This window comes from Pseudomonas sp. BN415 (assembly GCF_029871195.1).
GTDB lineage: Bacteria > Pseudomonadota > Gammaproteobacteria > Pseudomonadales > Pseudomonadaceae > Metapseudomonas > Metapseudomonas resinovorans.
On sequence record NZ_SSOK01000064.1, the window covers coordinates 321,145 to 344,999 of the forward strand.

A 23,855-nucleotide genomic window follows, 5' to 3' on the forward strand; every position below is an offset into this window, starting at 1 on the left:
GCCAGAAAACCGGTCGTCGCCCAGACCCGGGCGTCGAGCGGTTCCTGGCATTCCCTACGCAAGTTGTCGCAAATCTATACGAAAGACTCCCCAACTGACCGGGTGCGACAAATTGTCAGGGTTCCTCTCTGAGCTCTTTCTCGATCTTCTCGAGCTCTTTCTCGAAGCTCTTGTCAAGCAGGCTGGGTTTCTTGCGCCAAGGCTTGCGCTCAGGATCCCTTTGCGCGGCATAGGTCGTGACCTCGCCGCCGTATACATCCTTGTAACGTTGCGCCTGGCGCTCAAGTTCGGCGCGCAGTTCGTCTTTCGTCACGTGGTTTTTCCGTCTCTTTGATCAATGGTCTTAAGGTGGAACAGGCGATCTAGAGGTCTCGGCCCCCATAGCGTCGGTCGCCCGGTCGAGGCCGTCGTTGCGGCCCTCTTGTAGAACAAAGTTCGATTGTCGCAACTACGGTGGACTTTCCTACGCACTACGGAAAGACCCTGCGACAATTCCGGGAATAGAAGTCGATTTCTCTGAAGGCCCGGAACGAACATTGAGAAGTATAACAAGCAAACGGGAAAGCTCCATTACAGAACAATCCCATGAGCGCGAAGGATATCTATTCTTCGGGAATCAGGGATTGCCCATAAGAGACCGGATAATCCTGCCGAGAGTTTCCATCGCCTGCTCGCTGGAGTTGCTCCAGGGGTGACCATAGTTGAGGCGGGCACAATGGCCGAAACGCCGTGTTGCGGAAAAAATCGGCCCCGGCGCGATGCTGATGCCCTGGGCCAGGGCGAGCTGGAACAGACGGAGAGAATCTACCTGCTCGGGGAATTCCAGCCAGAGGAAGTAGCCCCCTTCGGGCCGGCTGACGCGGGTTTCTTCAGGGAAGTGCCGGGCCACTGCGGCCAGCATGGCGTTGCGCTGGCTTTCCAGGGCGTAGCGCAACTTGCGCAGGTGACGGTCGTAGCCGCCGTGTTGCAGGTAGTCGGCGATGGCTGCCTGGGCCGGCACCGAGGCGGAGATGCTGGTCATCAGTTTCAGCCGTTCTATCTGCCCGGCGAATCGCCCACCGGACACCCAGCCAACCCGGTAGCCGGGCGCCAGACTCTTGGAAAAAGAGCTGCAGTGCATCACCAGGCCTTCGGTGTCGTACGCCTTCACCGGTTTGGGCGCCTGCTGGCCGAAGTACAGCTCGGCGTAGACATCGTCCTCGATCATCGGCACCTGGTGCTTGGCGAGCAGGGCCGCCAGTTGGCGCTTCTTGTCTTCGGAGAGACTTGCCCCCAGCGGGTTCTGGAAGTTGCTCATGAACCAGCAGGCCTTGATTGGCAGCCGTTCAAGGCTGTCCTCCAACACTTGAAGGTCGATGCCGTCGCGCGGGTGCACGGGGATTTCCACGGCCTTGAGCTTCAAACGCTCCAGCACCTGCAGGCTGGCATAGAAGGCCGGCGCCTCAATGGCCACCAGGTCGCCAGGACGGGCCACGACCTGCAGGCAGAGATTGAGTGCCTCCAGCGCCCCATTGCAGATCACCAGTTCCTCGATGGGCAGCGGAAGGCCGCCGACCATGTAGCGCAGGGCGATCTGTCGACGCAGGGCATGATTACCCGGCGTCATATCGGCCACTGTGGAGCGCGGGTCCATCTCGCGAACCGCGTGGGCCATGGAGCGGGCCAGGCGCTGCAGAGGGAAAAGCTCAGGGCTGGGGAAGGCCGAACCGAAGGGCACCGTGTCCGGGTCCTTGATGGAGCTCAGCACCGAAAACACCAGTTCGCTGACGTCCACTTCCGTGGTAGCCGCTTCCCGTGGGCCTGGTTGCGGCTCCGGCAGCGGCCGGCGCACGTGTTCGCAGACGAAGTAGCCGGAGCGCGCGCGGGCCATGATCAGCCCGCGGCTTTCCAGCAAGTAGTAGGCCTGGAACACCGTGGATGCGCTCACGCCGTAGGTTCGGCTGGCGTGGCGCACTGAGGGTACTTTCTGCCCAGGGGCCAGGACTTCGGTGCGGATCAGTTCGGCGATGTCGTCAGCGAATTTCTCGTAGCGCTTCATCTTTTCCTGGTTGGGCAGCGGCCAGTTGGTGCCCAACTCTAAGCGCTCGGCGCGTTCGCCGCCATGATCCCGGGCCATGCGTCAGCGCCTCGGACTGACGAAGGTGCTGCTGGCGCTGGCCACGGTGCCCGGTTCATCCAGGCTGCGCACTACGAAGCGCAGTGGACGCGAGCCGGCGGGGCCGCTGTCGTCGGTCAGTGCCACCGAGACTGGCAGCGACACGATCTCGCCTGCGCCGATGTTCACCTCGTGCTCGCCCTGCAGGCGGAAGCCCGGGACCTCCTCAAGTTCCACCACGTAACGCTGTTCCCGCTGGGTCTTGTTGATCAGCTTGAGGTTGTAGATGTTCTCGATCTCGCCGGCGGCATTCTCGCGGAACATGCCGCGGTCCTTGATCACATCCACCGACAGCTGCGAACGGGTAGCGCCCATCCAGGCCAGGGCGATGATCATCAGCAGCAGGGCGACGGCATAGCCGATCAGGCGCGGGCGCAGCAGCCGGGTCTTGCCGCCTTCCAGCGCGCGTTCCGAGCTGTAGCCCACCAGGCCACGGGCGTACCCCATGTGGTCCATGATCGAGTCGCAGGCATCGATGCAGGCCGCGCAACCGATGCAGGCGATCTGCAGTCCATCGCGGATGTCGATTCCGGTGGGGCAGACCTGTACACACATCTGGCAGTCGATGCAGTCGCCCAGGCCCTGGGCCTTCGGGTCACTGCCCTTCTTGCGTGGGCCGCGGGATTCGCCGCGGGTGGCGTCGTAGGAGACGATCAGCGTGTCCTTGTCGAACATCACGCTCTGGAAGCGGGCGTAAGGGCACATATGGATGCACACCTGCTCGCGCATCCAGCCTGCATTTATATAGGTGGCGGCGGTGAAGAAGATCACCCAGAACAGTGCGGTGCCGCCGATCTCCCAGGTGACCAGGTTGGCCACCAGTTCGCGCACCGGGGTGAAGTAGCCGACGAAGGTGATGGCCGTGACCAGGCTGATCGCCAGCCAGAGGCTGTGCTTGACCGTGCGCCGCAGGAGCTTGTTGAAGCTCCAGGGCGCGGCGGACAACTTGATGCGCTGGTTGCGGTCGCCCTCTGTGACTTGCTCGCACCACATGAAAATCCAGGTCCAGACGCTCTGCGGGCAGGTGTAGCCGCACCAGACGCGACCGGCGAACACCGTGATGAAGAACAGGCCGAAGGCGCAGATGATCAACAGCCCAGACAGCAGAATGAAGTCCTGGGGCCAGAAGGTGGCGCCGAAGATGTAGAACTTGCTTTGCTCCAGGCTCCAGAGCACCGCTTGGCGGCCATCCCAGTCGAGCCACAGCGTGCCGAAGAACAGCACGCACAGGAGCCCCGCGCCAAGGCGGCGCAGGTCGCGGTAGAAACCGGTGAAGCGGCGGGTGTGGACAGGTCCGTTGGAGGCGGAAAGGGGTTTGCTTGCGGCGGGCGGCAGGGAGGGAGCTACCTCAATGACCTGCGCCGGGATTCTCTCGCTCATGATAAGTGCCCATCAGGCTGTTACGGCGAGACGGACTATAGGAAGGCACTGATGGGCAAAACAGATTCAGATCAGCCGGCAAAAACCATATCAGATGATTCGGAACAGGGCGCCAGGCCGCAAGGCGCATGGATTGGGCGCCTGACGGCAGAATCCGTGGCAGCTGTGCGGCATCCGGTCGCGGGGCGTCGAGCGGGTTGGCCGCCCTGTGTGGCTCAGAGCTGACGGGGCCTGTTCAGGGCAGCATCGTTCCAATGGTTGGAACTGGCATGAAACAGCTGGGGTAGGCGGGCGGGCAGTATTGCGTGGCAGCTAGCGTCGGCGGCAAGGGCCGCATGATCATGGTGGTGTAGGCGGCGCCGAAGGCACAGAGGACAAGGGCGAGGTACAGCTTTTTTCTTGTTTTCATGGTCATTCCTCTACACAGGAGGGACATGTTGTTTGGGGCAAGACTAGGAACCGCTGCGACAGGCCGCCTCGTCCGAATGGACTAGATGTCGGATTGGCCGACTAAGTGCCATGAACAACGCAGCAATGGCGCGTGCTTCCTGCAGCTCTCCCGAAGCCACCAGGGCCGGCAGCTTCGATACCGGTACGCGCACGACCTCCAGGGGTTCCGGTTCATCACCTTCAGCTGCACAGGGCTGGAGGTCTTCGGCCAATACCACGCGGCAGCTGTGGCACAGGTGGCCGGGAGCCAGGGTCAGCAAGCCCAGTTCCTGCACGCGGTTGGCACGCAGGCCGACCTCCTCCATGAGTTCGCGAGTGGCGGCCTGCTCCGGGCTTTCGTCACCTTCGACGCCGCCCTTGGGCAGACCCAGGACTCGTTGCTCGACCCCTACTGCGTACTCGCGCACCAGCAGGACATGGTCGGGATCGGGTTGTGCCACCACGATCACCGACTGGTAGCCGGAGCCACGCAGGCGCTCATAGACCCGCTGCTGGCCGTTGCTGAACTCAAGGTGCAGAGCTTCGATCTGGAACCAGTCGCTCTTGGCCAGGAGTTCGGTCTTCAGGATGGTGGGCAAGCTGCGCATGGCGGGCTCCCGTGGCGTGATCAGGCAGAGCGTCGCGCGCATTGGGTGTTGGGGCATCGTCTGGATGGACTAGCACGGCGCGGGTCGGCGGGACCGTCCCGCAAGGTGGACAGCGCGTTCTATCCACCCGGTGATCCCATCTCGGCGGGCTCAACCCAGTGTCGCCACACTTCGCAAAATCAACCGCACCAGCATGGTCTGCCGTGTGACCCCGGTCTTGGAGAAGGTCGAGCGCAGATGCGCCCGCGCGGTGTTGCGGCTGATGCCGAGGGCGTCGGAGGCTTCATCCAGGGTCAGGCCGTTAGCCAGAAGCATGGCCAGCTGCGCCTCCGCCGGGGTCAGGTCGAACAGCGCCTTGACGATCTCCTGGGGTGCGCTGGACTCCTGCTCCGGGTCGCTGATGAAAATCACCACCGAGGGGCACTGCTTGCCCTCGTTCCAGGCCGACAGCGGTACTGAGCGCACGATGATGCCCAGGTCCGTCTTGCCCGATGGCCGCTGGACCCGTAGCGCCTCCACCACCGAAGGCAGGTTGTTCTTCTGCGACTGCAGGGCCTGCTTCACCAGCCGGCGGAACTCCTGAGTGTCGCGCGGGTTGCCCACCTGCAGGCCGTCATTGACCAGCTTGAGGCCGTCCTTGTCCTGCAGCAGGCGCTCGGCAACGCGGTTGGTCTGCAGCACCTTGCCGTCTTCGTCGAGGATGATGGTGCCTACCGCCAACTGATCCACGGCGCCGGCGTAGAGGTTGCGCTCGGTCTCGATTCGGTTGAGCTGCATATGAATCTTGATCGAGCGCTCCAGGTGCGGAATGAACCGCGCCACCAGGGCCTTGTCGTCGTCGGTGAAGTCAGGCTCCTCCGGGCCGCGGCTGATGCGAATGCGGCACTGGGCGCCGTCACAGGTACGGATGTCTGCACCGAGGATATGAAACACCCCAACGGGTTCCAGGAAGCTCTTGTAGAACTCCGACTCCACCCACTCCTGGCGCGAGAGGAACTCGCCACTGGTAACCACCTGGCGGTTAGGCAGGTCGACGAAAGGGTCGAGGGCGAAGAAATGTTTGTTGTAGGAGGCCGTTACTTCTGAAGAGCTGCCGGTGGTGTTCACCATCAGGCCTTCGGCATGTTCGCTTGGAGGACGCAGGATAAAGGTGACGTACTTGCTGTGCAGATACAGGTTCAATTGATTGAGGAAGGTCGCCCACGGGACGTCTTCCAATGGCCCCTGGTAGAGGTTGCCGAGCATCTCACTGAATTCGTCGAGCAAGAGAGTGTGTGCCATATCTGAACCGCTTCTTATTTTTGTAGGGAGCTTCTTACCGGCTTATGGGATGGTTCATCAAGCTGGATCGTCCCCCGCTGATCGGGAGACGATCGGGCCAGTCCGGACTCAGGCGGTTTCGGTTTCATCCAGTACGACGAAGGAGCGCGGCTCCTTGATGCTGGCGGGCAGTTCGGCGACATCGGTGTAGAACTGGTCGTACCACTTGCGCAGCTGATAGACCGGACCATCGCCATCGCACAGCAGCGGGTTGTCCACGCGGGTCTTGCTGTGCCAGATGGCCACGTCCTCGTAGAAAGCGTCCTGTGCCTGTTTCACGTATGCCTGGGCCATCTCGCGGTTCTGCTCTTCGGTCAGGCCGGGAACCTTCTTCACCAGCACGCCGTAGCGCAGCGTGAAGCTGTTCAGGTCGATGGGCACGTGGCAGTTGAGCAGGATTGAGTGGATAAGCACGCCGTCCATAGCGCCGGTCATCTCCGTGATCTGGTAGGCCGGGCCGTAGTAGGTAGCGACCGTGGTCAACTCACTGTCGCCGGACAACCGGGCGCTGCTGCCGCGCATCACCTGCACCGCCTTGTGGCCTTCGAAGGTGTTGCTGAAGTGGTTGAGGTCGGTGCCGTGTACGGAATCGAAGTGCGCCATGTCGGACACGTTGTCGATCAGCTCACGGCAGTTGGTGTCGATCTTCAGTTCGGCCACTTCCCAGTCGGCCCATTCGTCGCTGAAGCATTCGTCGATTCGGGGAATGGCCTGCTCGGCAATGGGCGGGTTGCCCTCGGGGTCGTTCCAGACGAACAGCAGCTGGTTCTGTTCCAGTACCGGCCACGACTTGATCTTCGCGCGGGGCGGAATGCGCTTGGCGTAGGGAATGTCGTCGCACACGCCGTCGGCGCGCCAGCGCCACTCATGGAAGGGGCAGCGAATGGCGTCGCCGTCGACGCAGCCCTGGCTCAGGTCGGCGCCCATGTGCGGGCAGTAACCATCGAGGATGCGGATCTGCCCATCCTCCCCGGCGAAGGCCACCAGGCGGGTGCCGAAAGCATCCAGGCGGTGGGCCTTGCCATCGCGGTACTGCCCGGCCAGCCCCAGGCAATGCCAGCCACGGGCGAAACGCGGTTCCAGTTGCTTGGTTTCGATTCGGTGCAGGGTACTCATCTTCTTGTTCTCCCATCAGGGTTCTCGTGGGCCGCATCCGGCTTCGGAGAGCCGCTGCAGCACATGCACTGACCGGATTCTGCGGTGCCAGCAATTCCCGGCATCGTCTGATCGGACGATGGCCGCGGACTGTCCCCCGGTTTTACTGCGCGGCAGAACAACAATCAGGGGCGCCCGAAGGTGATCCACATACTCGATGAGATTCCGCTCGTCGCCGGGCGCGTCGCTCAGGTGCTGGAGGCGCTGGACAGGCTCTACCTGCCGGCCTGCACCGGTCGGGGCCTGACCCTGGAACAGCGTTGGGTGTCGCCGCCGGTCGTGGTGCCGGGGCAGCCCAATACCCTTTGGCTGCTCTGGCGCGTGGCCGACGTCCCGGCTTACTACGCCATGCGCAGCGCCGCAGGCGCCGAGGTACGTGCCTTCTGGGACCTGGTGGAGGAGGGCGGCAGTTGCCGTCGCCGCCATGTGCTCGGATCGGCGGACCAACCCCTGGAGGCGCCCGATGTCGAGTGAATCGCTGCAGCTGAACCTGTCCGGCGGCGTTGACCCCGTGGAGTTCGAAGACCGATTGCGTGAGCGCCTCCAGGCTGTGCCTGGTCTTCTGCATTTCGGTTTTGGCCGCAACCTGCCCGGCAGTTGGGGGGCCGCCGATTGCACCCTCGACCTGCAGTTTGCCGATACGGCGCCGTCAAACCTGGATGACCTGCTTGGCCAGCTCCACGGCATCGCCAGCGTTGAGCGCGTGGCGTACCGGCGCATTGGCGGTGGCTTGCGCGAGCCGGGCCTGGCGGGTGGCATCTGGCGCACCTTACTGCTGCGGGTTCGCCCGCAGGCGACGGTCGAGCAGCACGCGGCCCTGGAGCAGGACCTGCTGCGTATGCCCTTGTACATCAGCGGCATCCGCAACTGGCAACTGGCCCGGGTGTCGACGCCGGGGCGCTGGACCCATGTCTGGCAGCAGGAATTCGCCTGTGTCGACGACCTGCTGGGCGAGTACCTCATTCACCCCTATCACTGGGCCTGGGTGGACCGCTGGTTCGACCCCGACTGCCCGGACTGGACGGTGGACGCCATCGCCCATGCCTTCTGCCCCTTGCAGACCAGCCTGCTCGGCCGGTCTGCCTCAAATCCAGATAACTGACCGGGAGACTCGCATGCGCGCAGTGGTCATCGAACGCCTTGGTGGAGCCGAGGTTTTGCAAATGAAGGAAGTCGACCGCCCACAACCCGGCCCCGGCGAAGTCCTTGTCCGGGTGGTCTGCGCCGGGGTCAATCCGGCGGACTGGAAATGCCGCGAGGGCTACCTCGGGGCCTTCCTCACCTATCGTTTCCCCTTTGTGCTCGGCTTCGATCTGGCCGGCACGGTCGAAGCCCTGGGCGAGGGTGTCGACGACCTGCCCCTCGGCATCCGCGTGTTCGCCCAGAGCGATGTCGGTGCCGGCAAGTGGGGCTCCTACGCCGAATACGCCTGCGTGTCCCGTGCGGCGCTGGTGCCCATGCCGGACAACCTCGACTTCGCTGCCGCAGCGGCGGTTCCTACCCCGGCCTTGGCGGCCTGGACCGGCTTGTTCGACGAAGGTGGCCTGGTCCCCGGGCAGACTGTGCTGATCCACGGCGGCGGCAGCGCGGTGGGCGGTTTTGCCATCCAGTTCGCCCGTTGCGCCGGAGCGCGCATCGCCACCACCTGCGGTGCGGACAATGCCCGTCAGGCGCGGGCCCAGGGTGCCGAATGCACCATCGACTACCGCACCGGAGATATCCACAAGGCCCTGCGCCAATGGGCGCCGGACGGCGTTGACCTGGTGCTCGATTGCATCGGCGGCGGCAGCCTGCCCAATGGTCTCGACTTGTTGCAGCCGGGCGGCATCCTGGTCGCCATCCTCACCCTGGCGCCGGGGGATGCCGGCCCCGACCATGCCGCGGCGGCCCAGCGCGGGCTCCGCACGGCGATGGCCTATAGCCGCATGCCCAGCGGAGAGCTGCTGGGGCGCATCGCCAGCCTGCTGGCCGCCGGACGGGTGCGTCCGCCGGCCATCGACCTGTTGCCCCTGGCCGAGGTGGCCGGTGCCCACGAACGTCTCCAGCAGGGGCGGGCGCGGCGCAAGCAGGTGCTGCAGGTCGCCAGCTGACCGTACCCTCGTCCGCACGGACGATGGCCGGCCGTGCTGAAGCGGCTCTACTGGCGAGCACTACAACAATAGGAAGGGGAATCAGCCATGCGAATCGAACGGGGCCAGGTGGCGGTGATCACCGGAGCGGCCGGTGGCATTGGCCGTGGTCTGGCGGAGGAAGCCGGCGCGCGTGGCCTGCGCCTGGTGTTGAGCGACGTGAGCGGTGAGCGCCTGACAGCCCTGGCCGAAACGCTGCAAGGGCAGGGCGTGGAGGTCGCCAGCCTGGTGGTCGACGTTGCTGACTCGCAGCAGGTGGATGCCCTGCGTGATCTCGCCGTCCAGCGCTTTGGCGGCGTCGACCTGCTATTCAACAACGCCGGCGTAATGCAGACCGGCTTCAGTTGGGAAATCGACAGCGCCCAGTGGCAGCGTCTGCTGGCCATCAACCTGGGCGGTGTGATCAACGGTGTCCGCAGTTTCGTGCCGCTGTTGCTCGGCCAGCAGCGCCCGGCCCGGGTGGTCAACACCGCGTCCCTCGCCGGACTGATCTGCAGCCCCATGCTCGGCCCCTACACCGTCAGCAAGCAGGCGGTGGTGGCGCTCTCCGAGACCCTGCACTACGAACTGGCCATGCTCCAGTCCCAGGTGGCGGTGGCCGTGCTCTGCCCGGGGCCGGTGGCCAGCGACATCATGGCTTCCAACGAGGCTGGTGCCGCCGCCACGCAACAGCTCGACGAGCTGCTCGACAGCAGCATCCGCCAGGGCATGGACCCGCGCGAACTGGCCCGCGAAGTATTTGCCGGCCTCGAGGCCGGGCGCTTCTGGCTGCTACCCCACAAGAATTTCAAACCGGCGCTGGAACGGCGCCTGTCCAGCATCCTCGACGAGACCAATCCGGTCTTCCAGATGGCCGACGCCTAAGGATATCCAGCATGTCCCTCGACCCCCAGATCGCCGCCGTGCTCCAGCAATTCAGCGGCATGCCGCAGCCGGACTACAGCCAACTCGACCCGGTTCAGTACCGCCAGTTCTCCGACAACCTGATGCCGCCCATGCCCGGCGAGCGCCTGTTCGAGGTGCGCAACCTGCGCTTGGCCGGCGCCGAAGGCGAACTGGACGCGCGCCTCTATCGCCCGGAAGACCGTGATGACCTGCCCTTGCTGGTGTTCTTCCACGGCGGTGGCTTTGTCATCGGCAATCTCGATACCCACGACAACCTCTGCCGCAGCCTGGCCCGCCTGACCGGCGCCGTGGTGGTCTCGGTGGGCTACCGGCTGGCCCCGGAGCATCGTTTCCCGGCCGCCCCACATGATTGCTACCGCGCCACCTGCGACCTGGTGGAGCGGGCCCGTGAACTGGGCTTCGACGCCAGCCGCCTGGCCCTTGCCGGTGACAGCGCCGGAGCCAACCTGGCCATCGCCGTGAGCCGCCTGGCGCAGATCCGCAAGGGTCCGCGCATCGCCTCGCAGTGCCTGTTCTACCCGGCCACTGACGCCCGTTGCGAGAGCGCTTCCCAGCACGAGTTCGCCGAAGGCTACTTCCTCACCCGTGAACAGATGCAATGGTTCTGGCGGCAGTACCTGCCACGCCGCGAGCAGGGCGACGATGCCCTGGCCTCGCCGCTGCGTGCCGAGGATCTGGCGGGCCTGCCTCCGACCACGGTGTTCAGTGCCGAGTACGACCCGCTGCGCGATGAGGGCGAGGCGTTCGCCCGACGCCTCGAACAGGCTGGCGTGAAGACCCGGCTGGAGCGCTGCGCAGGCATGATCCACGGCTTCATCAGCATGGCTGCGTTCGTCTCTGGCGCCCAGGCTGTGCTGGAATCCGCCGCCGCCGACCTGCGCCACGCGCTGAACTGAAGGGGCACTCCATGGACAGCCCGCAACGACTGATCGAGGCCATGGCCAGCGGCACCATGCTGGTGGTCACCGACGACGAGGGGGATGGCGAAGGTTCGCTGGTGATCGCTGCCGGTCACGCCGATGCCGCCGCCGTCAACTTCATGGCCCGCGAAGCGCGTGGGCTGATCTGCCTGGCCCTGACCGAAGAGCGCTGCCAGGCCCTCGGCCTGGAACTCATGGTGCCCAACTCGCGGGCCCGTCATGGCATGGGCTTTACCCTTTCCATCGAGGCTCGCAGCGGAGTTTCCACCGGCATCTCCGCGGCCGACCGCGCCCACACCATCGCGGTGGCCGTTGACCCGACCAGCACCGCGACCGACCTGGTACAGCCGGGTCACATCTTCCCCCTGCGTGCGCAACCCGGCGGGGTGATGCAGCGCGCCGGCCATGTCGAGGCCGCCTGCGACCTGGCACGCCTGGCCGGACTGATGCCCGCCGCGGTGCTGGTCGGCATCCTCGATGAAGAGGGCGAACCCGCACGCGGCCAGGTCCTGCGCGACTTCGCGCAACGGCATGGCCTGCCGCTGGGCAGCGTGGCCGACCTGATCCACTACCGCATCCTCCACGAGGGCACCATCCGCCGTTCGGGCGAGTACCCGATCCAGACCCGTCACGGCGAGTTCCGCGTCGTCACCTACCTGGATGACTACCAGGGACAACTGCACCTGGCCCTTGTACGTGGTGAAGTCCGCCGCGACCGGCCGACGCTGGTGCGGGTGCAGGCTGCGGAAACCCTGCGCGACCTGTTGGACAGCCATCCCGACCAGTGGAACCTCGAACGCTCCCTGGCGAAGGTGGCGCAGGAAGGCGCCGGCGTCGTGGTGCTGCTGGCCCAGCAGGAAACGCCGGCCGCCTTGATCGAGCAGCTCCAGCAGGGCGCGCACAAGCCCCGCCCACCAAGCTTTCCGCAGCGCACGCTGGGGATCGGTGCGCAGATCCTGCGGGACGTCGGCGTTCGCAAGATGCGCCTGCTGAGCTTCGCGGTGAACTACAAGGCGGTGTCCGGCTTCGAGCTGGAAGTCGCCGAATTCGTCCCCTTCGATCGGGAGCAGGCATGAACCCGCACCTCGACAGCCTGCTACAGCCGGCTCGGCTGGCCGGCCTTCAGTTGCGCAACCGACTGATCAAGACGGCCACCTTCGAAGGCATGTGCCCCGGCGGGGTTCCCGGTGACGACCTGATCGAGCATCACGCGACCATGGCTCGCGGCGGCGTCGGTCTGACCACCGTTGCCTACTGCGGTGTCTCGCCCGACGGCCTGACCTTTCCCGACCAGATGTGGATGCACGCCGGCATTTTCCCGCAGCTGCAGCGCCTGACGTCGGCGGTGCATGCCGAGGGGGGCGCCATATCCGCCCAGCTTGCCCATTGCGGCTACTTCAGCCGCAATCGTCCGCTCAACATGCCACGGCCGCGCGGCCCAAGCGCCTGCATTAACCAGTACGGCCTGTTCTCCGGCATTCCATTCGGCGGTGCCATGAGCATCGCCGAAATTGGCCGCACGGTCGCTGAGTACGCCGCGGCGGCCAGCCTTGTCCGCGACGCGGGCTTCGATGCCATCGAAATCCACATGGGGCATGGCTACCTGCTCAGCCAGTTCATCTCGCCGGCCCTGAACAAGCGTCGCGATTCCTACGGCGGCATGCTGGAGAACCGCATGCGCCTACCACTGCAGGTGCTGGCGGCGGTGCGGGGGGCGGTGGGGCGCGATTTCCCGATTCTGGCCAAGCTCAATCTCAGCGATGGCTTTGCCGGTGGCCTACAGATCGAAGAAGCCTGCCAGGCCGCGCGCCTGCTGGAAGAGGCGGGGCTGGACGCCATCGTCATGAGCGGTGGGCTGGTCAGCCGCACGCCGATGTTCCTCTTCCGGGGTGCGAGCCCGTTGGCGCAGATGGTGCCGCTGGAAAGGAACCCACTGCAGCGCACCGCCATGAAGTGGTTTGGCGGCGCCAGCTTCCCCGACCTGCCCTTCGAGGAGCTGTACTTCCTCGAATTGGCCCGGCAGATGCGGCGCACCGTGAGGATGCCGCTGGTGTACCTCGGCGGCGTGTCCAGCGGCGAAGGCATGGCGCGGGCGGTGGAGGAAGGCTTCGACTTTCTCGCCCTTGGGCGCGCCTTGCTCAATGACCCGCACTTGCCGCAGAACCTGCAGCGTCAAGGCTCGACCTGGCGCAGTGCCTGCACCCACTGCAACCAGTGCGTCGCCAGCATGGGGCTCCCGGGTGGAATTCGCTGTGTGCTTAACCGGCCTGCAGTCTTCCGTTAGGGGCGAATGAATTGGCTATGTCTGCGTAAAGTGTTGAAGGTCCCGGAATCCCTTGTAGGAGCTAGCTTGCTAGCGAACGCGGACATTTTCGCCAGCAAGCTGGCTCCTACAGGCGTCCAGGTTCACCGGTTGCCGTCTAGCAACAGCTAACGCAGACATAGCCAATGAATTTTCGATGCCTGCGTTAGCTGTTGCGGGAGATTTACCCTCGAGCCAAGAACCTGCGGGCCATGCAGCTGCGTGCAACGCATCCAGCAGCCTTTATCTCCGAGTTCATCCCACAACAAGAAGGAACACTCATGACGCGTGAAGCATTCCCCGACGGCGTCGCCCTGATAGTGGGCGGCAGCGGTGGCATGGGCCAGGCAATCTGCGAGCGCCTGGCCGAGGCCGGAAGCGATGTCGTGCTCACCTATCACCGCAATGCCGCACGCGCCGAAGCTGTGGTGGCCGCAGTGCGTGATCGCGGGCGCCATGCACAAGCGCTGCAACTGACCCTCGGCGACGAAGCTTCCGTCACCGCCAGCCTGCAGCAGCTCACGGAAGGACGGCGTATCCATACCCTGGTGGTGGCATCGGGCTCGGACATTGCCCAGCCGAGGATCAGCGAACTGAACCTGGCGCAATGGAAGCGGGTGATCGATGCCGACCTCAACGGTTTCCTCAACCTCGTGCTCGGCGTGTTGCCGCACATGCGCGCCCACAACGGCGGTTCCATCGTGCACATCAGCTCGGCCGGGCTGTTCCGCTGGCCGGAGGGCGACGTGCTGTCGGTGGCGCCCAAGGCGGCCATCGAGTCGCTGATCCAAGGCATCGCCAAGGAGGAGGGGCGTTTCGGTATCCGCGCCAACAGCGTGGCCATCGGAGTGATCGATGCCGGCATCTTCCATCGCCTCTGGGCTGACGGCACCTTCGATGAACAGTGGCGAGATGCCGTGCAGGCCAAGCTCTGCCTCAAGCGCTGGGGCCAGGCTGAGGAAGTGGCCGAAGCCGTGGCCTTCCTTGCCTCCAGCCGTGCGGGGTACACCACCGGGCAGGTGCTGGCGGTGGATGGGGGATATGGGGTTTAGCCAGGAGGCGCAGCAGGAGCAGTGCGGCAGCGTCTGCACCTCTCAGAAAACCGAGCGGAATCGTTGCCACAAAAAAGCCCCCAACCGGGGGCTTCTCCTTCACCTACCCACACCTCAAGGCTTGACGCCATGCAGCATCAGCTTCGCCTGGGCTTGCACCAGTGGCGAGGCGGTGTAGTTGCCGTCGATCGGGGTGATCACTGCCTTGCCCAGCGATAGCTGGTAGGCGTCGCCCTGTTTCTGTTCGGCGGTCGGCGCCGACGGGGCGACGAGGTTCATCCGTACCACACCGTCGGCACCCTGCTGCGGGGCGAAGACCACGCTGCCCCAATCGCCGATGGGCGCAAAGGCCACGCCCGTCACCTGGCCAGCTTCCAGAGCCGGGTAGTTGATGTTCAGCCCTGTGATGCCCGGCAGGCCGATCACGTTGGTTTCGCAGTAAGCCTTGGCCTTGCCGTGGCTCTTCTGGCACAGGCGCTTGGCTTCGGCGCCGATGGCGGCGGCACGGTTGATCACGCGGACGGCGAAGCGCGCAGTGTCGTCCATGGCATTGAGGGTCTTGAGGTAGCCGGCCTGCTGGTCCTGGGCGATCAACTGCAGGTCGATGGCGGTGGATACGGCCACCGCCGGCACGCCCTTGAACATGGCGCGAACAGCAGCGTTGACGGTGCCCGACATCTGCGTCAGCGGGCCGACGTTGTCACCGAAGTTGGTGCCGGAAACCACCAGGTCCGGGCGGCTGTCCTTCAGCAGCAGGTCGAGGCCGACGTTCACCGCATCCACCGGTGTGCCGATGGCCGATGTCTTGCCGGCCGGCGGTGTGTAACCCGCAGGGGCACCGACACAGTACTTGTCCTGGGCGAGTTGGGTGATGGCGACGACCTGGCCGGGCACTACCACGCTGGCGGCGCCGATGCCGCTGCTGTCGTTCTGCGGGCCCACCAGTGTCACCTGGTGACCGGCTGCGATCAGTGCCTGGTAGACGGCATCGATGCCCGGTGCTCGGCAGCCGTCATCATTGGTCAGGAGGATGTTAAGGGCGTTGGCCTGCAGTGACAGGCCAAGGGCGGTCAGGCTGATGCCGACGCTCAACAGCTTTTTCATTGTTGTTTCCTCGTGAGGTGGGGTTGGTCAGGGAAGCTGACCTTATGGTCAATTTGTTTCAGGTTTTCGAGGTGGCTGTTGCAACTGCTACCAGGAAGCGGGGCCATTGCGGCGCCCGCTTCGCGGCATGCTCGGGATCAGCGGCCCTGCTTGCGCAGGCTCGCGACGGTGAAGTTGCTGGAGTCGAAGTCACTGGCGTTGAGCTTCGGGGCGTCCTGGTCGTTGATCAGGCGGTCGGCCAGGTAGGAGCCGGCGATCAGGTCGTGGTAGACGGCGACGCGGGCGTGGAAGCCTTGCAGCTCGTAGGCGTAGATCGAGGCCTGCATGTTGGTTCGCCAGAGCTGGCCCTTGCCGTCGTAGTTGTCAGCCAGGGCGGCGGCCCAGGTGTCTTCGTCCAGGTACATCACGCGCTTGCCGTAGACGTGACGCTTGCCGGGCTTGAGGTTGGCTTCCAGCACCCAGACGCGGTGCTTCTCGTAGCGCATGTACTCGGGATTGATGTGGCCGCTGGTGGCCAGCAACTGGTCGAGCTTCACCGACGGGTCGTCGAGCCGGTAGTTGTTGTAGGGGATGTACAGCTCCTTCTTGCCCACCAGCTTCCAGTCGTAGCGGTCGGGTGCGCCGTTGAACAGGCGGTCCTCGTCCATCACGCGGAAGCCGCCGGCGCCGTACGGCGTGTCGTAGGCCACGGTGGGGGCACGGCGCACGCGACGGTTGCCGGGCAGGTACTGCCAGCTCTGGCGCGGCTGGGCCAGTGGGTCGGTAAACTCGTTGCCGAGGAAGATCTCGCCGCGCTTGCGGGTGGGCTCCATGGTGGTGATCATGAAGTGCGCCTGGATGCCGTTGAAGGCCTCCGCGTTGCCGCTAGGGTCGGTCCAGGGCGAGAGGATCTTGTAGTTCACCAGCTCGAACTGGCGATTACCGTTGGCCAGGGTCAGCGCCATCTTGTAGGTGGCGTCCTCCTTCCAGGCCACGGTGTGGAGGTTATGGTTCCACATCAGCTCGTAGCCGTTTTTCGGGATGGGGAAGGGGGCACCGCCGTAGGCATTGGCCACGCCGTTGCCATCGTTGACCAGCTCGGCGTTGAGCGCGTTCTGCTTGATGGCATCTTCCACCCACTGGCCATACCGGAAGTCCCGGTGGCTGGGGTAGATCGGCATCGTGAAACTCTGTGGATAGCGCTGGAACAGCGCCTTCTGGCCGTCGGACAACTGGTCGGCATACTGCGCCATGTTCTCGGCAGTGATGACGAACAGCGGCTTCTCGCCGGCATAGGGATCGGGGTGTTTGTTGCCGCTGCCAGCGAACTGGACTTGCGGCGGTGCGCCGCGCCACTTGCCGCTCCAGGCGGGAATGCTGCCGTCAGCGTTGCCGGCTTTCTCGGCGCCGGTGGGGGTCAGTTCCTGGCCCAGGCGCGCGGCTTCTTCGGGACTGACTTTGGCCAGGGCGGGAGCGCTGGCGATGCTGGCGGCAAGCAGGGCGCCCAGCAGGGGCGAGGGGTATCTCGAGAACATGTTCAAGGTTTCCGTGAGGGGTCCAGGGAAAGCCCTGGCCCCGCCGCCTTGCGCGGGCGGGTACCAGGGCGGCGCTTGGGCTATTTGCCCAGCTTGCGGAGGTTGCCGGCGGTGAAGTAGCTGGCGTCGAAAGCGGCGTCGTTCAGTCGGGCCGGGGCCAGGCCGTTGACCAGACGGTCAGCCAGGTAGGAGCCGGCGATCAGGTCCTGGTAAATCGCGACGCGGGCGTGGAAGGCCTGAATCTCATAGGCGTAGACCGAGGTCTGGGTATTGGTGCGCCAGAGTTGCCCCTTGCCGTCGTAGTTGTCGCCCAGGGCGGCGGCCCAGCTGTCCTCGTCGAGGTAGAACACGCGCTTGCCGTAGACGTGGCGCTTGCCGGGCTTGAGGGTGGCTTCCAACACCCAGACGCGGTGCAGTTCGAAGCGCACCTTGTCGGGGTTGATGTGGCCGGTACCGGAGGTCAGCTCGCTGGCGGGCATATCCGGGTCGTCCAGGGCGTAGTTGTTGTAGGGGATGTACAACTCCTTCTTGCCCACCAGTTTCCAGTCGTAGCGGTCGGGGGATCCGTTGAACAGGCGGTCCTCGTCCATCACACGGAAGCCGCCGGCGCCGTAGGGCGTGTCGTAGCCGACAGTGGGCGCACGGCGCACACGGCGGTTGCCGGGCAGGTACTGCCAGGCCTGGCGGGGCTTGGCCAGCGGGTCGGTGAAGTCGCAGCTGAGGATGATCTCGCCCTTCTTCCGTGCCGGCTCCTGGGTGCTGATCATGGCGCAGGCCTGGGTACCGTCGAAATTGCCGACCGAGCCCTTGGGGTCATCCCAGAGGGAGAGGATCTGGTAGCCGACCTTCTCTTCCACCCGACTGTTGTTGGCCAGCACCAGGGCCATCTGGTAGGTGGCCTCTTCCTTCCAGGCGCGAGCCGGCAGGTTCTGGTTCCACATCAACTCGTAGCCGTTTTTCGGAATGGGGAAGGGAGAACCGCCGAAAGCGTTGGCCACGCCGTTGCCATCACTCACCAGCTCGGCGTTGAGGGCGTTGTATTTGATGTTGGCTTCCACCACGGGCGAGAAGCGGAAGTCGCGATGGCTGGGGTAGACCACTATCCGGTAGGTGTCCGGGTAGCGCTTGAACAGGGCCAACTGGCCGTCGGAAAGCTTGTCCTTGTACTGCTCGACGTTGGCTGCGGTGATGGTGAATAGCGGCTTCTCGTCGGCATAGGGATCGGGGCGCTTGTTGCCGGTTCCGTCGTACTTCACATGGGGCGGGGCGCCCAGCCATTTGCCGCTCCACGCCGGAATGCTGCCATCGGCGTTGCCGGCCATCTCGGCACCCATGGGTGTCAGGTCCTGGCCCAGGCGGGCGGCTTCTTCGGGGCTGACCTTGGCCAGCACCGAAGTGCTGGCCAGGCTGGCGGCGAAGAGGGCGATGAGGAGCGGTTTTTTGTTCTGCGCTTGCATCTCGTCTCTCCTGCTGCGGTGGATCAGAAGCTGTATTTGGCGCTGAGACCGAAGTTGTCTCGGTCGGCCAGAGGGGTGTCGCCGGCATCACCCAGGAAGGCGTTGTAGCGGGCCTCGATGGTGAAGTTGTTGAGGTAGCGCCAGGTGGTGCCGATGCCGAGGCGATCGTCGCCTTCACCCATGCCGAAGCTGCCGGCCAGGGAAGAGTTGCCGCCGAGGGACTGGCTGTAGATCAGCGGGATGGTCAGGTCCCAGCCTTCGAAGAGGTTCAGGTAGTCCAGCGACAGGTTGAGGGTGTAGCCCCAGGCGCTCTTGTCGTTGTAGAGCTTGTCGGTGTTGTTGGTGGTCATCGGGAAGAAGCCGCCCACGCCGTCTGGAACGAAAACGTTGAAGCTGGGTGCGCGGTCGTTGTCGAGCACCTCGTTGTAGCCAACCTCGCCGGTCAGGGTGGTGTTGTCGGCAATCGGCAGGTTGCCGAACGCGTGGATGAAGGACACCTGCGCCTGCATGGTCTTGGCGCGCACCGCGTGCGGGGTCAGGCCGGTATCCACCAGTACGGGCTGGCCGTCGCGATAGCTCACTTCGCCGCTGACGTTGGTTTCGCCGAGTACGGTGGAGAAGCTCGCGCCGTAGAGGTCGATGTCGTCGAAGTAGCGGACCTGGTAGTTGCCGGTGTTCCAGTTGGTGAGGAAGTCGAGCGTTGGCGCCTTGTCGTGGAAGCGCACGTAGTAGAGGCCGAACTCGGTGTTGTTCAGCGACTCGGCCACATAGGTCATGGCCAGGCCGTACTGGCCGCTGTCACCGGGTTTGTCGTCCTTCAGGCGACGGGTCATGCCGAAGGCATCGGTGAAACCGCCTTCGTCCATCTGGTCGGTGACCGAGAAGAAGCTACCGACGCCGTCGATCTCGGTTTTCTCCCATTCGTACTGGTAGTACGCCTGCAGGCCGAGGTTGTCGGTGACGCTGACCTGGCCGAACACCTGGCCCACCGGCAGGAAGATTTCCTTCACCTCGACGCCGGGAGTGTTCACCTTGGTGCCATCGGCCGGGCTCATGGCCGAGGAGATGCCGTTGGCGATGAACAGGCTCTCGCCCCAGCTCACGACCTGGTCACCCACCCGCAGGTTGAGGTCGTGGCCGCCCATGTCCCAGGCACCGTACACATAGGAGTCGAGCAGACGGATGTCCTTGCCGTGCTGGTCGATGGTGTCCTGAGGGAAGTGATTGGCCTTGGAGCAACCGCCACCGGCGAAGCAGTTGGAGGTGCCGGTGCCGTTGTCATTGCTGCGGTTGTAGACGTCGTCGTAGAAGCCGCTGGCGCGCATGAACAGACCGAAGTCTTGGCGCCAGTTGAAGTTGGCCTCGGTGAGGAAGCTGGCGCGGTTGGTGATCAGGCTGCCCTTGTCAAAGGCGTTGTTGCCGTCGTCGATGTTGGCGATGGCCGGATTCGGGGAGCCGTTGGACAGCGCGTGGTCCCGCGACTCGGTGCGCCAAGCCAGTGCGTAGGTGAGGGTGGTGTCCCAGGAAATCTTCAGATCATCGTTGGGCTGGAACGCCAGCGCGTGGCTCAGCCCTGCGTGGCTGAGCGCCAGACCCACGAAAACAGTACGGATCGCAAGGTGAAGCGGCTGAAGGGAGTGGCCTTTTTTTGTTCTTATCATGTTGTCGCTCTCGGCTTGGCTGGGCACAGCTCGGTTTGCCAGGCCCAAGGTTGAGTTGAGTGTGGCGGCCTGACTATGTGGTCACCGATGCGGGGCAACATCGTCCGAAAAGACTAAGCGGCTTGTGCGATTCGCAGTCCCGTGGCCGCTAGTCCCAACGGACGATGTTGGCGCCAGGTGGGCTGCCGAGAATCCGGCTGGATTGCGCAAACAGAACAACAAGGGAGTAACCCGATGAGCGCGAACAGCCCGCAGTGGGATGACAGTTGCGACGTATTGGTGGTGGGTTCGGGAGCCGGTGCCATGACCGCTGCGCTGCGTGCCCATGACCTTGGTTCGAAGGTGCTGGTGGTGGAGAAGAGCGACCGCTACGGCGGCACTTCCGCCATTTCCGGCGGCGGTATCTGGATTCCCTGCAACCACCGCATCGAGGCCCTGGGTGGGCAGGACTCGGCCGAGGAAGCCATTGCCTACATCCGCGCGGTGACCCACGGTGAAATCGACGACGGTCGCATCGAGGCCTATGTGGAGAAGGGCCACTTGGTGGTGCGCTACCTCGAAGAGCGCTCCCGCGTGCGCTTCGAGGCCCAGCCGCGTTATGCCGACTACTACCCGGAAGTGCCCGGCGGCAAGCCCGGCTTCCGCTCCATGGACCCGTTGCCCTTCGACGCCCGAGAACTGGGAGACGAATTTGCCCGCATGCGCGAGCCGTCTCCCGGCACCCTGATGATGGGCCGCATGGGCATGACCATGAAGGAGGCCCAGGTGTTGCTTTGTCGCGGTCCGGGCTGGTTCGGCCTGACCCTGAAGATCTTCTGGCGCTATTGGCGCGACCTGCCGGGCCGTCTGCGTTCCAGGCGCGACCGTTTCCTCACCCTGGGCAATGCCCTGGTCGCCGCGTTGCGCTGTTCCCTGCTCGATCGCCAGGTGCCGGTGTGGCTGGACTGCCGGCTGGAGCGCCTGATCGAGGAAGAGGGGCGGGTAGTGGGTGCCGAGTTGGTTCGCGCCGGCCGTCTCCTGCGGGTTCGCGCCCAGCACGGGGTGGTGCTGGGCGCCGGTGGCTTTGAGCGCAACCAGGTCATGCGCAGCCGGTACCACGCGCAACCCTCACGCAGCGACTGGAGTGCCACGCCACCCTACAACACGGGCGATGCCATCCGCGCCGGCCAGGCGCTGGGTGCCGCCACCGCGCTGATGGACCACAGCTGGTGGGCGCCGACCACGCATGTCGAGGGCGAGGAGAAGCAGCGTGCACTGTTCGTCGAGCGCACCCTGCCTGGCTGCGTCATGGTGAATTCGGCGGGTCAGCGCTTCGTCAACGAAGCGGCGCCCTACACCGACATCGTCTACGCCATGTACGAGAACAACCGCGAGGGGGCTACCAGCGTGCCTTGCTGGCTGGTCTTCGATGCCGAGTTCCGCCGCAAGTACCCCTGTGGTGCGCTGCTGCCCGGCTACGCCATGCCCGACAGCCGCTTGCCCAGGCACCTTCACAGCTACTTCCACAAGGCGGACAGCCTGCACGAACTGGCGGAAAAGACCGGAATCGACGCTATAGGCCTGCTGCGCACCATCGACCGCTTTAACCCGATGGCCGAGGCGGGCAAGGACCTCGACTTCCACAAGGGCGATTCACTCTTTGACCGCTACTACGGCGACCCGACGGTGACCCCCAACCCCTGCCTGGCGCCGCTGCTGAAGGCGCCGTTCTACGCGGTCAAGGTGGATGCCGGTGACATCGGCACCAAGGGCGGCCTGCTCACCGACGTGCATGCCCGCGTGCTGCGCGAGGACCGCACACCCATTGACGGGCTCTACGCCATTGGCAACAGCGCCGCCTCGATGATGGGCCGGACCTACCCCGGTGCCGGCTCGACCATTGGTCCGGCGATGGTCTTCGGCTTCCTGGCGGCCAACCACATTCACAGCGCCGAGCAGGACCCGCCGCAAGCGGTCCCCATCGCGCGCCAGGCCTGAGCCCGTCCTGGAAATCGCAGGAAACGGCTTCAACCTCTGAACCACCAGCTTTGGCTGACTGCAGCAAGGAACCCTCGTATGAACGCGAACAACACTCCCGTTGCCGTGGTGACCGGCGCCAGTCGTGGCGTCGGCAAGGGCATCGCCATCGCCTTGGGCGCGGCAGGCATGACCGTCTACCTGAGCGGCCGTTCGGCCACCCAGAGCAACAGCCAGCTGCGCGGCCAGACCCTGCCGGGCAGCCTGGCGGACACCGCCGAGGCCGTCACCCGCGCCGGCGGCAAGGGCATCGCGGTGCCCTGCGATCACCGTGACGATGCGCAGGTGCGCGAACTCTTCGCCCGCGTCGAGCGCGAGCAGGGGCGTCTCGACCTGCTGGTGAACAACGCCGCCTTCCTCCACGAGAATCTGATCGATCCCGGTCCCTTCTGGCAGAAGCCCCTGGAGATGGTGGACATACTCGACGTCGGCCTGCGCTCGGCCTATGTCGCGAGCTACCACGCGGCGCCGCTGCTGGTGCGCAACGGCCGGGGGCTGATCGCCTTCGTGTCTTCCTACGGTGCCGGCTGCTACATGCACGGGCCCGCCTATGGGGCGCAGAAGGCGGGCTGCGACAAATTCGCCGCGGACATGGCCGTGGACCTGGAAGGCTCGGGCGTCGCCGCGCTGTCGCTCTGGCTGGGGCCGCAGCGTACCGAGCGTACCGCCATCGCCGGCGCCGAACGCGCCGAGCAGTACGAGGCCTTCATGGCCATGGCGGAAACTCCGGAGTTCAACGGCCGGGTCATCCACGCGCTGCTGAACGACCCGAACCTCCAGGCACTGAGCGGGCAGACCCTGGTCACCGCGGAGCTGGCCCTGGGCTATGGCATCAGCGAGGCCGAAGGCCGCCAGCCGCCGTCCTACCGCGAGATGCTCGGCTCGCCCCGCACGCAGCACCCTGCGCGGGTCATCTAATCGGCCGATGGCACAAGGAAAGAGGCCCGCAATCGCGGGCCTCGTTCTGTGCATGACCTTCGCCTCTCTTAGCCCCAGTAAGCCTGGCCGCCATCCAGCGGAATGGTGGCACCGGTCAGGTAGCGGGCGTTGTCGCTGACGAGGAAGGCCACAGTGCGGCCGATATCCTGTTCGCAGTCGCCGACCCGGCGCAACGGAATGCTGCTGAAGTAGGCCTCGGCCTCTTCCGGGTTGGCTTCAATCCAGCCGCGCAGCCCGGGTGACAGGGCGTGGGGGGCGATGACGTTGACGCGAATGCCGTCCACGCCCCATTCGCAGGCAGCGCCACGGCTGAGCGAGCGGATCGCTTCCTTGGTCGCGGCGTAGTGGCCGTAACCGGAGGCGTCCCAGCGCACGGCGGCGGCGGAGGCCAGGTTGACCACCGCGCCATCGCCCTTGAGGTGCGGGTAGCAGGCGCGCATCAGGCGCAGGGTGGCCATTGGTCCGGAGTCGATTCCCAGCATGAAGGCTTCGTCACTGACGTCGAGGATGCGGCCCAGCGGCACGATGTGCGCGTTGTTGACCAGGATGTTCAGACCACCGAAGGCCTCCACCACCTTCGCGACGCAGCGGTCTATGTCCGCCTGGCTCATCACGTCGCATTCCACCGCCAGGGCCTGGCCGCCACGGCGACGGATCTCCGCGCAGGTTTCTTCCAGGGTGGCGAGGGTGCGGCCGGCGATGGCCACCCGGGCACCTTCGGCCGCGAGCGCGTAGGCGATGCCCTGGCCGACACCCTGGCCGCCACCGGTGACCAGCGCCACCTTGCCTTGCAACATGTTCATCGAGG

The 23,855-nt window shown here is 65.0% G+C and carries 22 protein-coding genes; 10 read left to right on the forward strand and 12 right to left on the reverse strand.

Features of this window, described 5'->3' with window-relative positions; genetic code table 11:
* Positions 1-115 precede the first annotated feature (115 nt).
* The 7 genes from E8F20_RS23595 to E8F20_RS23625 all read right to left on the reverse strand — a co-directional run bounded on the left by E8F20_RS23595 (position 116) and on the right by E8F20_RS23625 (position 7,008).
* A complete protein-coding gene (locus E8F20_RS23595; RefSeq protein WP_028628576.1) occupies positions 116-313 on the reverse strand; it encodes a hypothetical protein in 198 nt (65 codons plus the stop codon).
* A gap of 303 nt (positions 314-616) precedes the next feature.
* Complete coding sequence (gene mapR, locus E8F20_RS23600) at positions 617-2,038, reverse strand: GntR family transcriptional regulator MpaR (protein WP_280285950.1); 1,422 nt, start codon at positions 2,036-2,038, stop codon at positions 617-619.
* Positions 2,039-2,119: 81 nt separating this feature from the next.
* Entirely contained in the window at positions 2,120-3,535 is a 1,416-nt protein-coding gene (gene ccoG / locus E8F20_RS23605; protein ID WP_280285907.1) for a cytochrome c oxidase accessory protein CcoG, read from the reverse strand.
* 235 nt (positions 3,536-3,770) lie between these two features.
* Positions 3,771-3,944, reverse strand: coding sequence for a hypothetical protein (locus E8F20_RS23610; protein WP_280285908.1), 174 nt, complete (start codon positions 3,942-3,944; stop codon positions 3,771-3,773).
* Between the two features lie 43 nt (positions 3,945-3,987).
* The gene (nudE, locus tag E8F20_RS23615) at positions 3,988-4,572 is read right to left on the reverse strand and encodes an ADP compounds hydrolase NudE (protein WP_280285909.1); all 585 of its coding nucleotides are present in this window, start codon (positions 4,570-4,572) and stop codon (positions 3,988-3,990) included.
* A 150-nt stretch (positions 4,573-4,722) separates the two neighbouring features.
* Positions 4,723-5,853 carry a LuxR C-terminal-related transcriptional regulator gene (locus E8F20_RS23620; protein ID WP_280285910.1) on the reverse strand — a complete coding sequence of 377 codons (1,131 nt, stop codon included), beginning with the start codon at positions 5,851-5,853 and terminating at the stop codon, positions 4,723-4,725.
* A 108-nt stretch (positions 5,854-5,961) separates the two neighbouring features.
* Positions 5,962-7,008 (reverse strand): Rieske 2Fe-2S domain-containing protein, encoded by a 1,047-nt coding sequence (locus tag E8F20_RS23625; RefSeq protein WP_280285911.1) that lies wholly within the window; start codon positions 7,006-7,008, stop codon positions 5,962-5,964.
* Between the two features lie 180 nt (positions 7,009-7,188).
* On the opposite strand from E8F20_RS23625, the gene E8F20_RS23630 reads away from it, so the two are divergent.
* The 8 genes from E8F20_RS23630 to E8F20_RS23665 all read left to right on the forward strand — a co-directional run bounded on the left by E8F20_RS23630 (position 7,189) and on the right by E8F20_RS23665 (position 14,356).
* Positions 7,189-7,521, forward strand: a complete 333-nt coding sequence (locus E8F20_RS23630; RefSeq protein WP_280285912.1) for a hypothetical protein — start codon at positions 7,189-7,191, stop codon at positions 7,519-7,521.
* Entirely contained in the window at positions 7,511-8,149 is a 639-nt protein-coding gene (locus E8F20_RS23635; RefSeq protein WP_280285913.1) for a Dabb family protein, read from the forward strand. The genes E8F20_RS23630 and E8F20_RS23635 overlap by 11 nt, the downstream gene beginning before the upstream one ends.
* Before the next feature lie 13 nt (positions 8,150-8,162).
* A complete protein-coding gene (locus E8F20_RS23640) occupies positions 8,163-9,137 on the forward strand; it encodes an NADP-dependent oxidoreductase (protein WP_280285914.1) in 975 nt (324 codons plus the stop codon).
* 87 nt (positions 9,138-9,224) lie between these two features.
* Complete coding sequence (locus tag E8F20_RS23645; protein WP_280285915.1) at positions 9,225-10,040, forward strand: SDR family NAD(P)-dependent oxidoreductase; 816 nt, start codon at positions 9,225-9,227, stop codon at positions 10,038-10,040.
* 11 nt (positions 10,041-10,051) lie between these two features.
* Positions 10,052-10,978 (forward strand): alpha/beta hydrolase, encoded by a 927-nt coding sequence (locus E8F20_RS23650; RefSeq protein ID WP_280285916.1) that lies wholly within the window; start codon positions 10,052-10,054, stop codon positions 10,976-10,978.
* Between the two features lie 11 nt (positions 10,979-10,989).
* Positions 10,990-12,078, forward strand: a complete 1,089-nt coding sequence (gene ribB, locus E8F20_RS23655; protein ID WP_280285917.1) for a 3,4-dihydroxy-2-butanone-4-phosphate synthase — start codon at positions 10,990-10,992, stop codon at positions 12,076-12,078.
* The gene (locus E8F20_RS23660) at positions 12,075-13,286 is read left to right on the forward strand and encodes an NADH:flavin oxidoreductase (protein WP_280285918.1); all 1,212 of its coding nucleotides are present in this window, start codon (positions 12,075-12,077) and stop codon (positions 13,284-13,286) included. Before ribB ends, E8F20_RS23660 begins: the two co-directional genes overlap by 4 nt.
* 299 nt (positions 13,287-13,585) lie before the next feature.
* Positions 13,586-14,356, forward strand: a complete 771-nt coding sequence (locus tag E8F20_RS23665) for an SDR family oxidoreductase (RefSeq protein ID WP_280285919.1) — start codon at positions 13,586-13,588, stop codon at positions 14,354-14,356.
* A 114-nt stretch (positions 14,357-14,470) separates the two neighbouring features.
* Here the strand turns inward: E8F20_RS23665 and E8F20_RS23670 are convergent, their stop codons facing one another.
* The 4 genes from E8F20_RS23670 to E8F20_RS23685 all read right to left on the reverse strand — a co-directional run bounded on the left by E8F20_RS23670 (position 14,471) and on the right by E8F20_RS23685 (position 20,092).
* Positions 14,471-15,460 (reverse strand): 5'/3'-nucleotidase SurE, encoded by a 990-nt coding sequence (locus E8F20_RS23670; RefSeq protein WP_280285920.1) that lies wholly within the window; start codon positions 15,458-15,460, stop codon positions 14,471-14,473.
* 137 nt (positions 15,461-15,597) lie between these two features.
* Complete coding sequence (locus tag E8F20_RS23675; protein ID WP_280285921.1) at positions 15,598-16,974, reverse strand: DUF1329 domain-containing protein; 1,377 nt, start codon at positions 16,972-16,974, stop codon at positions 15,598-15,600.
* A gap of 80 nt (positions 16,975-17,054) precedes the next feature.
* Positions 17,055-18,431 carry a DUF1329 domain-containing protein gene (locus E8F20_RS23680; protein WP_280285922.1) on the reverse strand — a complete coding sequence of 459 codons (1,377 nt, stop codon included), beginning with the start codon at positions 18,429-18,431 and terminating at the stop codon, positions 17,055-17,057.
* A 23-nt stretch (positions 18,432-18,454) separates the two neighbouring features.
* Entirely contained in the window at positions 18,455-20,092 is a 1,638-nt protein-coding gene (locus tag E8F20_RS23685) for a DUF1302 domain-containing protein (protein WP_280285923.1), read from the reverse strand.
* A 234-nt stretch (positions 20,093-20,326) separates the two neighbouring features.
* Between E8F20_RS23685 and E8F20_RS23690 the strand changes: the two genes are divergently transcribed.
* Entirely contained in the window at positions 20,327-22,069 is a 1,743-nt protein-coding gene (locus E8F20_RS23690; RefSeq protein WP_280285924.1) for an FAD-binding protein, read from the forward strand.
* Positions 22,070-22,147: 78 nt separating this feature from the next.
* Positions 22,148-23,026 carry an SDR family NAD(P)-dependent oxidoreductase gene (locus E8F20_RS23695; protein WP_280285925.1) on the forward strand — a complete coding sequence of 293 codons (879 nt, stop codon included), beginning with the start codon at positions 22,148-22,150 and terminating at the stop codon, positions 23,024-23,026.
* Between the two features lie 68 nt (positions 23,027-23,094).
* On the opposite strand, the gene E8F20_RS23700 is transcribed toward E8F20_RS23695, so the two are convergent.
* On the reverse strand, positions 23,095-23,850 hold the full coding sequence (locus E8F20_RS23700) for an SDR family oxidoreductase (protein ID WP_280285926.1): 756 nt from the start codon (positions 23,848-23,850) through the stop codon (positions 23,095-23,097).
* Between the last annotated feature and the right edge of the window lie 5 nt (positions 23,851-23,855).

Coding starts and splice junctions, on each gene's coding strand:
- E8F20_RS23700 (WP_280285926.1), bottom strand. CDS start 23,850: ATGAACATGTTGCAAGGCAAGGTGGCGCTGGTCACCGGTGGCGGCCAG.
- E8F20_RS23635 (WP_280285913.1), top strand. CDS start 7,511: ATGTCGAGTGAATCGCTGCAGCTGAACCTGTCCGGCGGCGTTGACCCC.
- E8F20_RS23620 (WP_280285910.1), bottom strand. CDS start 5,853: ATGGCACACACTCTCTTGCTCGACGAATTCAGTGAGATGCTCGGCAAC.
- E8F20_RS23670 (WP_280285920.1), bottom strand. CDS start 15,460: ATGAAAAAGCTGTTGAGCGTCGGCATCAGCCTGACCGCCCTTGGCCTG.
- E8F20_RS23665 (WP_280285919.1), top strand. CDS start 13,586: ATGACGCGTGAAGCATTCCCCGACGGCGTCGCCCTGATAGTGGGCGGC.
- E8F20_RS23660 (WP_280285918.1), top strand. CDS start 12,075: ATGAACCCGCACCTCGACAGCCTGCTACAGCCGGCTCGGCTGGCCGGC.
- E8F20_RS23690 (WP_280285924.1), top strand. CDS start 20,327: ATGAGCGCGAACAGCCCGCAGTGGGATGACAGTTGCGACGTATTGGTG.
- E8F20_RS23645 (WP_280285915.1), top strand. CDS start 9,225: ATGCGAATCGAACGGGGCCAGGTGGCGGTGATCACCGGAGCGGCCGGT.
- nudE (WP_280285909.1), bottom strand. CDS start 4,572: ATGCGCAGCTTGCCCACCATCCTGAAGACCGAACTCCTGGCCAAGAGC.
- E8F20_RS23610 (WP_280285908.1), bottom strand. CDS start 3,944: ATGAAAACAAGAAAAAAGCTGTACCTCGCCCTTGTCCTCTGTGCCTTC.
- E8F20_RS23640 (WP_280285914.1), top strand. CDS start 8,163: ATGCGCGCAGTGGTCATCGAACGCCTTGGTGGAGCCGAGGTTTTGCAA.
- E8F20_RS23685 (WP_280285923.1), bottom strand. CDS start 20,092: ATGATAAGAACAAAAAAAGGCCACTCCCTTCAGCCGCTTCACCTTGCG.
- E8F20_RS23625 (WP_280285911.1), bottom strand. CDS start 7,008: ATGAGTACCCTGCACCGAATCGAAACCAAGCAACTGGAACCGCGTTTC.
- E8F20_RS23680 (WP_280285922.1), bottom strand. CDS start 18,431: ATGCAAGCGCAGAACAAAAAACCGCTCCTCATCGCCCTCTTCGCCGCC.
- ribB (WP_280285917.1), top strand. CDS start 10,990: ATGGACAGCCCGCAACGACTGATCGAGGCCATGGCCAGCGGCACCATG.
- E8F20_RS23695 (WP_280285925.1), top strand. CDS start 22,148: ATGAACGCGAACAACACTCCCGTTGCCGTGGTGACCGGCGCCAGTCGT.
- E8F20_RS23650 (WP_280285916.1), top strand. CDS start 10,052: ATGTCCCTCGACCCCCAGATCGCCGCCGTGCTCCAGCAATTCAGCGGC.
- mapR (WP_280285950.1), bottom strand. CDS start 2,038: ATGAAGCGCTACGAGAAATTCGCTGACGACATCGCCGAACTGATCCGC.
- E8F20_RS23675 (WP_280285921.1), bottom strand. CDS start 16,974: ATGTTCTCGAGATACCCCTCGCCCCTGCTGGGCGCCCTGCTTGCCGCC.
- ccoG (WP_280285907.1), bottom strand. CDS start 3,535: ATGAGCGAGAGAATCCCGGCGCAGGTCATTGAGGTAGCTCCCTCCCTG.